At 70.7% G+C, this 12,649-nt stretch carries 9 protein-coding genes; 3 read left to right on the top strand and 6 right to left on the bottom strand.

The window, feature by feature from the left end:
• Positions 1-35: 35 nt before the first annotated feature.
• Positions 36-1,109 carry a winged helix DNA-binding domain-containing protein gene (locus GH740_RS06785; RefSeq protein WP_367640935.1) on the top strand — a complete coding sequence of 358 codons (1,074 nt, stop codon included), beginning with the start codon at positions 36-38 and terminating at the stop codon, positions 1,107-1,109.
• Positions 1,110-1,124: 15 nt separating this feature from the next.
• Here the strand turns inward: GH740_RS06785 and GH740_RS06780 are convergent, their stop codons facing one another.
• Positions 1,125-2,564, bottom strand: a complete 1,440-nt coding sequence (locus tag GH740_RS06780; protein WP_153745309.1) for an XRE family transcriptional regulator — start codon at positions 2,562-2,564, stop codon at positions 1,125-1,127.
• A gap of 237 nt (positions 2,565-2,801) precedes the next feature.
• On the opposite strand from GH740_RS06780, the gene GH740_RS06775 reads away from it, so the two are divergent.
• Positions 2,802-4,586 (top strand): phosphoenolpyruvate carboxykinase (GTP), encoded by a 1,785-nt coding sequence (locus GH740_RS06775; RefSeq protein ID WP_253941308.1) that lies wholly within the window; start codon positions 2,802-2,804, stop codon positions 4,584-4,586.
• Between the two features lie 57 nt (positions 4,587-4,643).
• On the opposite strand, the gene GH740_RS06770 is transcribed toward GH740_RS06775, so the two are convergent.
• Both GH740_RS06770 and GH740_RS06765 read right to left on the bottom strand, forming a co-directional pair.
• Positions 4,644-6,671, bottom strand: a complete 2,028-nt coding sequence (locus tag GH740_RS06770) for an ABC transporter ATP-binding protein (RefSeq protein WP_153745307.1) — start codon at positions 6,669-6,671, stop codon at positions 4,644-4,646.
• A 290-nt stretch (positions 6,672-6,961) separates the two neighbouring features.
• Positions 6,962-8,455, bottom strand: a complete 1,494-nt coding sequence (locus GH740_RS06765; protein ID WP_153745306.1) for an aldehyde dehydrogenase family protein — start codon at positions 8,453-8,455, stop codon at positions 6,962-6,964.
• 271 nt (positions 8,456-8,726) lie between these two features.
• Here GH740_RS06765 and GH740_RS14060 point away from each other — a divergent pair, with 271 nt between their 5' ends.
• Positions 8,727-9,377 (top strand): GntR family transcriptional regulator, encoded by a 651-nt coding sequence (locus tag GH740_RS14060; RefSeq protein ID WP_367640932.1) that lies wholly within the window; start codon positions 8,727-8,729, stop codon positions 9,375-9,377.
• A gap of 64 nt (positions 9,378-9,441) precedes the next feature.
• Here GH740_RS14060 and GH740_RS06755 read toward each other — a convergent pair whose 3' ends face one another.
• The 3 genes from GH740_RS06755 to GH740_RS06745 are packed head-to-tail and all read right to left on the bottom strand — an operon-like array spanning position 9,442 to position 12,649.
• Positions 9,442-10,701: an ABC transporter substrate-binding protein gene (locus GH740_RS06755; RefSeq protein ID WP_153745304.1), complete on the bottom strand. Its 1,260-nt coding sequence runs from the start codon at positions 10,699-10,701 to the stop codon at positions 9,442-9,444.
• Between the two features lie 2 nt (positions 10,702-10,703).
• A complete protein-coding gene (locus GH740_RS06750; protein WP_153745303.1) occupies positions 10,704-11,768 on the bottom strand; it encodes a branched-chain amino acid ABC transporter permease in 1,065 nt (354 codons plus the stop codon).
• Entirely contained in the window at positions 11,768-12,649 is an 882-nt protein-coding gene (locus tag GH740_RS06745) for a branched-chain amino acid ABC transporter permease (protein WP_367640930.1), read from the bottom strand. Before GH740_RS06745 ends, GH740_RS06750 begins: the two co-directional genes overlap by 1 nt.

Raw genomic sequence — 12,649 nt, 5'->3', positions numbered from 1 at the left:
TTGGGGATGTCGGTGCGGCACGTCAGGATGGACCGGTGACCCCGCATCGCCTGCTCGCCGAGCGTCTGCGCTCGCATCGGCTGTCCGCCCCGGCGGCCACCGTGCAGGACGCCGCCGCCCACATGCTGGCCGTGCAGGCGCAGGAGTTCCGGGGCGGACGCTGGGCGCTGGCGTCGCGGACCCGCGGTGCCCCGGGGCTTGCCGCCGTGGATGCCGCCTTCGACGCCGGGCACCTCGTGCGCTCGTGGACGATGCGCGGCACGATCCACATCGTCCCCGCACGGGATCTGGCCTGGATGCTGCAGGTGACCGGCGCCCGGCAGGCGCGGCAGGCCGACTCGCGTCGCCGCGCGCTCGGGCTGGAGCCCGACGCGGTCGGCCGTGCCGAGCGCGCGATCGTGGGTGCCCTGGTCGGCGGGGGCCGGATGACGCGTGCCGAGATCTTCGCCCTGCTGGAAGTGTCCGGGATCCCGCCGACCGGCCAACGCGGTTACCACCTGCTATACGCGCTGAGCGTCGCCGGTGTGCTCGTGCAGGGGCCGGTCGTCGCGCGGGGCGCCGGTTCCGTACCGACGCGCGAGCAGTGCTTCGTGCTCGCCGACGAGTGGATCGCCGACTCCGCCCATCCGGCGGATCCGCTCGTCGAGCTCTTCGTGCGCTATGTCGACGGGCACGGGCCCGCGCGCGCCGCGGACTTCGCCTGGTGGGCGGGGCTGCCGCTCGGGCTCGCGCGGGAGGCGGCCGCGGCGGCGGCCGACCGGCTGGTGGAGGTGGACGACGGGGCGTACATGGCTCCGGATCGTCCGCGCCGGCATCGGTCGGCGCCGGACGTGATCGCGCTCGCCCCGTTCGACGAGTACTACCTCTCCTACGCCGACCGCTCGCCGGTGTGTCCGCCGGAGCTCGCCGGGGCGGTGGGGCCCGGCGCGAACGGGCTGGTGCGTCCTCTCCTGCTCGCGCGCGGGCGCGTGGTCGGCGTGTGGACGCACTCGGTGGCCGCCGGACGGCACGCCGACGACCCGGTGCCGGATCTGCTCGCGCCGCGCGCGGCGACCGGTGAGGAGGTGGCGGCGGCGCTGGACCGCTACGCCCGGTTCATCGCGGGGTGACCTGCGGCATCCTCACTACTCCGCCGCGTGGCGATCCAGGAACGCGTACACCTCGCTGTCATCCACGCCGGGGAACGCGCCGCGCGGCAGCGGACTGAACATCTGCATGTGCACGCGGGCGCTCGGCCACGCATTGCCCGCCCAGCGCGCCGTCAGCGCGGCGTCCGGCCGGTGGCAGCACGCATCGTCCGGGCATGTCGAGCTCGCCCGGCCGGGCGTCTCGCGCCCGCGGAACCACTTCGCGTCGTCGAACGGCACACCGACGGTGATCGAGAATTCCCCGTCGGCGGTGGCGCCGGTCTGCGTCGCGCACCAGTACGTCCCCGCCGGGGTGTCCGTGTACTGGTAGTGCTCGGTCGTGCGGTTCTGCTCCGCGAACGCGGAGCGGGCGGAGAACTTGCGGCACACTATCTGCCCCTCCACCGCCCCGGTCACGTCCATCGGCAGCGGCAGGTCGTCGTTCTCGTACACCCGGGAGATGGCGCCGGCGCCGTCCACGCGCAGGAAGTGCAGCGGGATGCCCAGGTGCGCGGTCAGCAGGTTCGTCATCCGCATACCCGCCGCCTCGTGCGTGACGCCGAACGCGTCGCGGAAGTCCTCCACCGCGAGGTTGCGCTCCTTCTTCGCCTGCTGCAGGAACCCGACCGCCGCCGTCTGCGGCATCAGGCAGCACGCGGCGAAGTAGTTGATCTCGAGGCGCTGCTTGAGGAAGTGCGCGTAGTCGGTGGGCGGCTTGTGGCCCAGCAGCCGATGCGCCATCGCCTGCAGCGCCATCGACCGCAGCCCGTGCCCCCCGGGGATCGATGCGGGCGGCAGGTAGATGCGCCCGTTCTCCAGGTCCGTCACCGACCGCGCCGAGTGCGGGAGGTCGTTCACGTAGATCAGCTCGAAGCCCAGCTGCTCGGCCATGATGCTCACGGTGCGGTGCGTGAGCGCCCCCGACGTGTGCCCGGCCGCCTTCAGCTGCTTCTCCGCGAGCTGCTCGATGTCGGGCAGGTAGTTGTCGCGCGTGCGCATCAGCAGCCGCAGCTCGGTGTTCGCGCGGCGGGCCTCCTCGGGCGTCGCTATCGCCTCGCGCTCGCGGCGCTGCAGCTCCCGGTGCAGCCCGAGCACCGACTCGAGCATCTCGTCGCTGGTGCCCTTCGTGACCTTGATCGGCGGGATCCCCAGGCGCCGGAACACCGGACTGGCCTGCGCGCGGTTCAGCTCGATCTCCAGCGCCGCACGCCGATTGGGCGGCTCGGAGGACAGCAGATCGGTGACATCGGTGCCGGTGGCGCGGGCTATCTCCTGCAGCAGCGAAAGCTTCGGCTCGCGCTTGCCGTTCTCGATCAGGCTCAGGTGGCTGCCGGCCACGCCGACCTGGGCGCCCAGCTCGTCGAGCGTCAGCCCCCGCGACACGCGATGGTGCCGGATCCGGTGGCCCAGCGTGGTCAGTTCGACAGAGGACGCCATTCCTTGATGATAGCGAAAGAACCCTGATTCTTTTCACCGGGTGGCCCGGAAAGACGCCGGGATCGCTTGAAAGGGTGGGAACACCGGCGATCTGATCGCCAGCATCCGTCCGACCGCCGACTGATGGGAGCAGCCATGGCCCTCGCCGAATCCTTCACCCGTACCGCCCCGAACGGTCACCGCACCGTGCGCGACGTGCACGAGCTCGGCCGCCGCCCCGACATCGACGGGCCCGGCATGAAGGCCCTCGTGGACTGGGTGGACGAGATCGCCGCCCTCACCCGCCCGGACCGGATCCACTGGATCGACGGCTCCCGCGCCGAGAACGACGCCCTGATGCGCGAGATGGTCGGCGAGGGCAAGCTCATAAAGCTGAACCCGGAGTGGCGGCCCGGATCGTACCTGGCCCGCTCGGACCCGAAGGACGTCGCGCGCACCGAGGCCCGCACGTTCATCTGCTCCGCCAAGGAGGAGGACGCCGGCCCCACGAACAACTGGGCCGATCCGGACCAGATGCGTCAGACGCTGAACGGCGTGTTCGCCGGGTCGATGCGCGGACGCACCATGTACGTCATCCCGTTCTCGATGGGCGCCGTCGGCGGACCGCTGTCGCACATCGGCGTGCAGGTCACCGACAGCGCGTACGCCGTGGCATCCATCGGCATCATGACCCGGGTCGGCGCCAGCGTCACCCGGCTCATCGCGGACGGTGCGCCGTGGGTGCGCACCGTGCACTCGGTGGGGGCGCCGCTGGAGCCCGGGCAGCGGGATGTCACGTGGCCGTGCAGCGACGAGAAGTACATTGTGCACTTCCCCGACACGCTCGAGGTGTACTCGTACGGGTCCGGATACGGCGGGAACGCGATCCTCGCGAAGAAGTGCTTCGCACTGCGGATAGCGTCGGTGATCGGCCGCAACGAGGGATGGCTCGCCGAGCACATGCTGCTGATCCGCGTCATCGACCCGGCCGGCAAGGCGTACCACGTGGCGGCGGCGTTCCCGTCGGCGTGCGGCAAGACGAACCTTGCGATGCTGCGCCCGACGATCCCGGGCTGGCGGGTGGAGACGCTCGGCGACGACATCGCGTGGCTGCGCCCGGGCGAGGACGGACGGCTGTGGGCGATCAACCCCGAGGCCGGGTTCTTCGGCGTCGCGCCGGGCACCGGCCAGTCCACGAACGTCACGGCGGTGGAGACGCTGTGGGGCAACACGATCTTCACGAACGTGGCGCTGCGCCCGGACGGCGACGTGTGGTGGGAGGGCCTGACCGACGAGGTGCCCGAGGGGCTCATCGACTGGCAGGGCAACCCGTGGTCGCCGGAGTCCGGGCACCCCGCCGCGCACCCGAACTCCCGGTTCACGGTCAGCGCCGCGCAGTGCCCGCAGATCGCCGCCGACTGGGAGGAGGCCGTCCCGCTGGACGCCATCCTGTTCGGCGGGCGCCGCGCCACGAACGTGCCGCTGGTCGTGGAGGCCACCGACTGGACGCACGGCGTGTTCCTTGGGTCGAACATCTCCAGCGAGCGGACCGCCGCCGCCGAGGGCACCGTGGGCGAGCTGCGTCGCGACCCGTTCGCGATGCTCCCGTTCTGCGGCTACAACATGGCCGACTACTTCGGGCACTGGCTCAAGGTGGGCCAGAGCATGCGGTTCGACAAGGCGCCGCGGATCTTCCAGGTGAACTGGTTCCGCCGCGGCGCCGACGGACGGTACCTGTGGCCGGGATTCGGCGACAACTCGCGCGTGATCGAGTGGATCATCCGCCGCGTGGACGGCACGGTCGGCGCGGTGGACAGCCCGATCGGACGCCTGCCGCGGCCGGAGGACCTGAACCTCGACGGGCTGGATGTCTCCGACGACGATATGCGCGAGCTTTTCGCGGTCGACCCGCGCACGTGGCAGCAGGAGGCCGACCTCACCGAGCAGTTCTACGCGACATTCGGCGGCCGGGTGCCGGCGGCGCTGCAGGCCGAGCTGTCCGCACTGCGGTACCGCCTGAAGCACGCCGTCGCGGCGTCCTGACCGGCTGCCGACGGCATCCCGTTCCCTCCCGGTGAGGGGCGGGATGCCGCGCCCGCGTCACACCAGCAGCTGGTGCTTCGCGAGGTCGCGGTACAGGGGTGTGGAGTCGACGAGGTCGGAGTGCGTGCCCTGTCCGACGATGCGGCCGTGGTCCATCACCACGATGAGGTCGCTGTCCACGACCGTCGACAGGCGGTGCGCTATCACCACGAGGGTGCGCCCGGTGGCGACGGCGTCGATGGCCTCGCGCATGCGCTGCTCGTTCAGGCCGTCCAGCGACGACGTCGACTCGTCCAGCAGCAGGATCGGGGGAGCGGCCAGCAGCGCCCGCGCTATGGCGAGGCGCTGACGCTCGCCGCCGGAGAGCATCACGCCGGCCTCGCCGACCGGGGCGTCGATCCCCAGCCGGCTGCGGTCGAGCACCTCGGTGAGGTTGACCGCGTGCAGCACGCGTTCGCAGTCGGCGTCGGATGCCTCCGGTGAGGCCAGGCGCAGGTTGTCGGCGATCGAGCCGGCCAGCGTCGGGGCGTCCTGTTCGACGTAGCCGAGCTGCGCGCGCAGCGCATCGCGCTGCATCGTGCGCACATCCCGGCCGTCGACGAGGATCGCGCCCGCGGTGGGGTCGTAGAACCGCTCGATGAGCGCGAGCGTCGTGGACTTCCCGGCCCCGGACGGGCCCACCAGCGCCACCCGCGAGCCGCGCGGCACCGCGAAGGACACCCCGTGCAGCACTTCGCCGTCGACATCCCGCAGCCGCCCACCGTCGGCATCCCGCATCACCTCGCCGTCGGCATCCGGCAGCGCGACCCCCGACGTGTCGACGCGGGCGGACTCCAGCAGCGCGAGCGCCTCGGCCTCCGTCTTGCGCCGGGCCTCGACGACGGCGGCGGGGTAGCGGAACCGCACGTCGCGGAACTCGATCGCGGGGACCCCCGCATTCTGCCCCTCGGCCCAGGCGAGGGGATCGGCCGAGGCGAGGAGGGTTTGGCCGGAACCGGTCCTCGCCCCGGCCGAAATCCTCGGCTCGGCCGAGGGGCGGCTCGCGACGTGGGCCGCTGTCGCGGCGTCCTCCGCGGTCTCGGTCGGCAGCTCGAGCACCTCCTGGATGCGGCCGAGCGCCCCCAGCGCCTGGTTCACCGACATGATCGCGCCGAAGAACGTTCCCAGCGGCTGGATCAGCATGAACAGGAACATCACGAACGTGATGAGGGCGGCGATGGTGATGGCGCCGGATGCCACCCGGTAACCGCCCACGCCCAGCACCACGAGCAGCGACACCTGCAGCGCGATGCCCGCGATCGGCACCACGAGCGCCGACGCCTTCGCTATCCGCACGCCGATGTCGTACGTCTCGGCCGCCACCTGCGTGATCGCCCGCTGTTCGCGCTCGGCCGCCCCTGCCGCGCGGATCGTGCGGATCGAGCCCACCGCCCGCTCCACGCCGGACGCCAGCTCGCCCACCTTCTCCTGCTGCGCCCGCGTCTCGCGCCGGATCCGGCCGGACAGGGCGCCGACCACGGCGACCGACGCACCGATCACCACGAGGATCAGCACCAGCAGCAGCGGGTCGATGATCGCCATCGCCACGAGGGCGCCCACGAAGATCAGCGCATTGCCCACGGCATCCGCGAGCCCCTGCGTGAGCACCGCGTACAGCAGGGTCGTGTCGGTGCCCACCCGCGACACGAGGTCCCCAGTGCGGCGGGCGTCGAACTCGCTGATCGGCAGGTGCAGGATGCGGGCGATCAGACGCCGGCGGCTGGAGTACACGACGGCGGTGCCGGTGCGCTGCAGCAGATAGTGCTGGAACCCGGAGATGAGGGATGCCGCGACCACCAGCGCGACGAGCAGCCAGACGAGCGCGCCCAGCGGCGTGGAGGCCTGCACCCGCGCTATCACCTCGCCGACGATGAGCGGCTGCGCAAGGCTCGCCAGCGCCCCGACGACGCTGAGCACGATCACGACGGCGATCACGCCGCGGTGCTCGAAGATGTACGGGAGCAGATGGCGCATCCGGGCGCGAGGGCCGTCCTGCCTTCCGCGGCGGAACAGCGAACGGCGCGCGGGAGCGGCGGTGGATGACATGCGGGGTGTCTCCTCAGAATGCGGCTGAGACGGATGATGCGGGCGGGCCGGGGGAGGGGCCGCTCTTCATCTTCGTCCGTCCTTCTTGTGCACCGCCTGACGGCTCACCCCCAGCCTGGCTGATGCCCTGCCCGAATCGCGGTCCGGTGGTGCCGCTTCGCGCCGCGGGAGCGGCACCACAAGACGATTTCCGGCCAGCGGGCCCGGGTCGACGAACGATGTCCGGGCGGCACCCGCACGCCCGGACATCGTGGGATCGCGCGGGAGGTCCCGCGCAGCGACCGCAGCGCTCAGTGCGCCATCGCGGCGAGGGCGTCGGGGTCGATCGTGGCGATCGCCCGAGTGTCCTGGAAGTCGCGCACGCCCTCGATGCCCTGCTCGCGGCCGAAGCCGGAGCCCTTCATGCCGCCGAACGGGGCGCGCAGGTCCAGGCGGGTGGCACCGTGGTCGTTGATCCAGACGTAGCCGCACACCAGCTGCGAGCCCACGCGCTGCGCGGCCTCCGGCGACGCGGTCCACACCGAGCCGCACAGCCCCGCCCACGTGTCGTTGGCCAGCCGCACGGCCTCGTCCTCGTCGTCGAACGGGATGACGGGGATCACCGGGCCGAACTGCTCCTGCGTCACGACGCGCAGCGCCAGGTCGGGGTCCACGACGATCGCCGGGCGCACGAAGTTGCCGCCGGCGAGGTCACCGCCGGGCAGCGTCCCGAACTCGCGGACGTCGGCGCCGGCATCCTTCGCCTCCTGGATGATCTCGTCGACGAACGCCTTCTGCGCGCCCGAGTTCAGGGGGCCCATCGTCGTGCCCTCATCCAGACCGTAGCCGAGCACGGCCTTCTCCAGCCGCGCGGACAGTCCCGCGACCACCTCGTCCATCCGCGACCGGTGCACGAACACGCGCTTCGCGTTCATGCAGATCTGCCCGGTCGTGTCGAAGATGGACGCGTACAGCCGGTCCAGGTGCTCGTCGTCGATGATCGCGTCGGCCAGGAACACCGCCGGGTCGTTGCCGCCGAGCTCGAGGGTCACCCGGGTCAGCGTCGTGGCGCCCATCTGCATCATCCGCTTGCCGCCGTTGACGCTGCCGGTGAACGACACCTTCGCGACGTCCTTGTTCTGGATGAGGCCGGACATGTTCTCGTCCTTGCCGCTGACGACGTTCAGGACGCCGGCGGGAAGCTTCGCGGCCACCCGCTGCACGACCCGCGTGATGGCCAGGGGCGTCGTCGGCGGCGCCTTCACTATCACCGCGTTGCCGGCCAGGAGCGCGCCGGGCAGGGATGCGCCGAGGATGGCGATCGGCCAGTTGAACGGCACGATGATCGAGACGACGCCCAGGGGCTGGTACGCCACCGTGGTCTCCACCGGGATGGCGCCCGGCACCACCGGCAGCGTCGAGGTGGTGTCCACCTGGTCGGCCACCTGCAGCGCGAGATTCCAGCGCAGCTCGAACACGAGCGCGTCGATCCACGCCTCCAGCCGGATCTTCCCGTTCTCCTGCGACAGGATCGCGGCGTCCGCGTCCCGGTCGTCGGCGACGCCGGCGATGGCGGCGGCCATCGCCTTCGCGCGGCCCGCCGCACCCAGCGCCGCCCAGGCCGGATACGCGGCCTTCGCGGCCGCGACGGCGTCCGCGATGTCCTGCGGCGACGCCGAGGCCGCCTCGCCCACCACGACGCCGGGCTTGCCCGGATCGGCCACCGACAGCACCTCCTCGGTGAACCGCTCCTCGCCCCCGATGAACAGGCCGGTCCGCACCGCTGCCGCCGTGCCTGTTTCCATCGTTCCTGACATCCCCATCACACCTCTCCGTGCTCACGCGTCGCCCGCGCGCAGGTACGCGCGGGATCCATTCGGACGCCACCGCCGACATCCCGGCACCGGCGGATGCGCCGGGCGAAACGCCGGATTTCTCTCATCGTGCTCCTCGCACGGGCGGTATTCAAGACTCGCGACAAAATCATCTCGAATCTCGTATACAAACGCGCGAAGCGCTATCCTCGTGAACGCCCGGCACGCACGGTGCCGACGACGGCATCCCCAGGGAGGCGGAGTGTCCACCACGATCGAGGCGGAGTCGGTCACCAGACCCGATCTGACGCAGCGCCTGCGCGACGCGATCCAGAACGCCGAGTTCGCGCCGGATCAGCGCCTCATCGAAGCCGACCTCAGCGAGCGCTACGGCGCCTCCCGCGCCTCCGTGCGCACGGCGCTGCTGAACCTGACCAACGAGGGGCTCGTCGAGCGGCTCCCCAATCGCGGCGCACGCGTGCGGGCGATCACGGTGGACGAGGCCGTGGAGATCGTCGAGGTGCGGATGGGCCTGGAGTCCCTCGTCGCCCGCAAGGCCGCCGAGAACCTCACCGCGGACGACGCAGCGGCGCTGCGCGAGCTGCGCACCCGCATCGAGGCGGCCTCGGACTCCGGGAACCTCGTGGACTACTCGCTCGTGAACCAGGAGCTGGATCAGCGGATCCGCGAGATCGGCGCGCACCACACCGCGATGCAGCTGCTCGAGCGGCTGCGCGCGCAGTCCGCCCGCCATCAGTTCCGGCTCGCGTTCGTGCCCGGCCGGGCCGCGACCTCCGCCCCCGAGCACGTCGCCATCATCGATGCCATCCTCGCGCGGGATGCGGATGCCGCCGAGCAGGCCACCCGCCGGCACCTGGCCGGGATCATCGACGTGCTCCGCGGCATGGACTGAGCGTTCCGCGGGAACGCGAACGGGGGCCCGGCGAACCGGACCCCCGTCTTGCGTCAGGCTGGGATCACTGGAACGAGGTCACGGTGTCGAAGCCCTTGCCGTTGAACTTCTGGACCACCACGGTCGACACGGCCGGCTGACCGTCCTTCGTCGTGTCCACGGCGGTGCCGTCCAGCATGAGCGGCGCCTTGAAGTCCGAGATCGACAGGAGAGCCTTCATGAAGTTCTCCCGCGTCGGCGCTGTCATCTTCTCGAACGCCTGCTCCAGCGTCGCACCGCTGATGTAGCTCCACACGCAGTGCGGGAACGCCGGGACGTCCTGGTAGTTGCCGTACTGCTTGAGGTCGGACAGGAACTTCTTCACGTCCGCGTCACCGGCGTACGCGGGGCTGGCGACAGCCTTCGAGAACGCGACGGAGTAGACACCCGGGAAGGCGGTCGCCTTGCCCGGCTCGAGGATGGCCTTCGGGCTCGAGGTGTTCGACGGCAGGAACCAGCTGGGCTTCCAGTTCAGCTGCTGCGCCTTCTGCAGCGACGTGATCACCAGCGGGGTGATCGACATGGCGTTGAAGAACACGTCGGCACCGGTCGCCGCGAGCTCGGTCAGCTGCGCGTCCACCGAGGTGTCGGTGGCCTCGTAGGTGAGCTCCTTGGCGATGGTGATGTTCGACGCGCCCTTGATGCCCTCCTTGAAGCCCTCGACGTAGCCCTTGCCGAAGTCGTCGTTCTGCGACAGGATGGCGACCTTGTGGTTCCCGGTGGCGGTCGCCAGCAGCTTGCCGAACGCCTCACCCTCGTTCTGGTAGATCGGGACGAACCCGAGCTGCCACGGGCTCTGCGAGCGGTCGCTGAAGATCGGGTCGCCGGTCTCCACGAGCACCTGCGGGACCTTGTCGGCGATGGCTGCCTCGCGCCATGCCCGGTTCGTGGGGGTGCCCAGGCCCACGCCCATCGCGAACACCTTGTCCTTGAGCTGGTCGTAGTTCGCCTTGGCCTTCTGCGGGTCGTACGCGTCGTCGAGCTTCTGGATCTCGACCTTGCGGGTCTTGCCGTCGCCGAACTTCACGCCGCCGTCCTCGGCGTTCTTCGCGCCGAAGTACGCGGTGACACCGGCGACCGTGCAGGTGCCGGGGCCGGCGGTGGCACCGCTGAGCGGCGTCGTGATGCCGAGCGTGACGGTGGTGTCGGTGATGCCGGGGCTTGCCGCGGCGTTCGTGCTGTCGCCGCCGTCACCGCCGCCACCGCGGGCGCATCCCGCGAGGGCGAGCGCGACCACGGATGCCATGGCGACGACGCCGACGGCCTTCCGAGCTGTTGAGCGCATGTTCATGCCTGACCTTGCCTCTCTGTTGGGTGTCCCTCCGGTGCGGCGGCCGGGTCCGGTTCCGCGATCGGAGTGGTCTGGATGCCGCCCCTGCCGGTCCCGCCGCGCCGGCGCCGCGCGAGACGGTGCAGCACGCGCGGAAGCGACACGATGCCGCCGGGCAGGACGAACAGGACCACGAGCAGGATCGCGCCCTGCAGCAGCGCGGTGGAGTTCGGGTCGACGATGTTGGTCAGCTGGGGGACGAGCACGTAGTACGCGCCGCCGATCAGCGACCCCACGATGCTGGCTGCCCCGCCGATGACCATGGCCGCCAGCAGCGTGATCGAGTGGCCGAAGCTGAGCGTCTCGGGGGAGGTGTACTGCACCACGACCATGTACAGGAAGCCGGAGACACCGCCGATCAGCGACGCCACTGTGAACGCGATGACCTTGTACCAGTAGGGCGAGATGCCCATCGACGACGCGACGGCCTCGTTGCCCTTGACGATCGCGAACGCCCGCCCGTACCGCCCGCGGACCAGGTTCCGGGTCAGCAGGAAGCAGATCACGGTGATCACTATCACGATGTACAGCTGCCACTGGTCGTTGAAAAGGCCGGTCCACTCCGGCGCGTCGGTGAACCGTGCCGACAGGCCCTGCGACCCGCCGGTGACATCGCCCAGGCGCTTGGCCAGCGGGACGCCGACGATCGGCAGCGCGATGGTGACCATCGCGATGGCCAGGCCCCCCAGCCGCGCGGCGGCCAGGGCGATCAGCAGGCCCGCGACGGCGGGGATCAGGAAGGACAGCACGAACGTGACGACGATGTTCCACTCGTGCGTCACGCCGTACGCGGTGACGTAGGCGCCGAGGCCGACGAAGAAGATCTGGCCGAGCGAGACCTGCCCGGTGTAGCCCATCACAACGTTCAGACCGAGCACGGCCACCGCGAACACCCCGATCCGCGCGATCGTCTGGTTCGCGAACTCCGGCAGCACCAGCGGGCCGACGGCGAGCGCGACCACGAGCAGCAGGGCGAGCGCCCAGCGCACCCAGGTCTTGTGGAAGAAGGAGGTCACGGACATCAGACGCGCACCACCGCTTTCCGGCCGAACAGCCCTTGAGGTCGCACTATCAGCACGACGAAGATGAGGATGAACGGCACCGCGACCTTCAGGTCGTAGCCGATGAACGGGACGTACACGGCGGCCAGGTTCTCCAGCACGCCGATCAGCCACGCGGCCACGACGACGCCGAACGGACTGGACAGGCCGCCGAGGATCACCGCCGCCAGCGCGTACACCAGCGCGTTGTCCATCATCCCGGGCGTCAGCGTCAGCTGCGGGGCCACGAGTGCCCCGGCGACGGCGCCGAGGACGGCGGCCAGGCCCCATCCCACCATCAGCAGGCGTCCCACCGGCAGGCCGGAGAACGACGCCGACTGGGGGTTCACGGCCACCGCGCGCAGCGCGAGGCCGAGCTTCGTACCCAGGAACAGCGCCTGCAGCAGGATCATCATCACGACGATCACGACCGTGGTGCCGATCGAGCGGACGCTGATCGACGCACCCAGGAACTGGATGGTGTCCAGCGAGAACAGCGACCCGAACTGCTGGTTGTTGTATGTCCACAGCCAGCCGCACAGCCCCGTGATGAGGGTCAGCAGGCCGATCGTGACGACGACCGCGGTGTCCGGGTCGCCGCCCTCGAAGCGCCGCATCAGGTACCGCTCGATCACGGCGCCCATCACGAACGAGACGAGGATCGACAGCAGGATCGCCAGGATCAGCGGCACGCCGACCCCGATGAACAGCCACGCTATGTATGCGGACAGCACGGCGATGCCGCCCTGGGCGAAGTTGATCAGCCCCGTCGCCTGGTTCACGAGCACTATCGCCAGCGCGAGCGCCGCGTAGATCGACCCGGTCGACAGCCCGTCGATGACGAGTTGGATGAACGTCCCCAC

The organism is Microbacterium sp. SYP-A9085 (assembly GCF_009649635.1).
Classification (GTDB): domain Bacteria; phylum Actinomycetota; class Actinomycetes; order Actinomycetales; family Microbacteriaceae; genus Microbacterium.
This window is presented reverse-complemented; position numbering and strand designations above follow the sequence as displayed.

What these genes read in the sequence shown, in the direction of transcription:
- GH740_RS06775 (WP_253941308.1), top strand. Translation starts at nt 2,802, where the DNA reads ATGAAGGCCCTCGTGGACTGGGTGGACGAGATCGCCGCCCTCACCCGC.
- GH740_RS06770 (WP_153745307.1), bottom strand. Translation starts at nt 6,671, where the DNA reads ATGTCATCCACCGCCGCTCCCGCGCGCCGTTCGCTGTTCCGCCGCGGA.
- GH740_RS06750 (WP_153745303.1), bottom strand. Translation starts at nt 11,768, where the DNA reads ATGTCCGTGACCTCCTTCTTCCACAAGACCTGGGTGCGCTGGGCGCTC.
- GH740_RS06780 (WP_153745309.1), bottom strand. Translation starts at nt 2,564, where the DNA reads ATGGCGTCCTCTGTCGAACTGACCACGCTGGGCCACCGGATCCGGCAC.
- GH740_RS06755 (WP_153745304.1), bottom strand. Translation starts at nt 10,701, where the DNA reads ATGCGCTCAACAGCTCGGAAGGCCGTCGGCGTCGTCGCCATGGCATCC.
- GH740_RS06765 (WP_153745306.1), bottom strand. Translation starts at nt 8,455, where the DNA reads ATGGAAACAGGCACGGCGGCAGCGGTGCGGACCGGCCTGTTCATCGGG.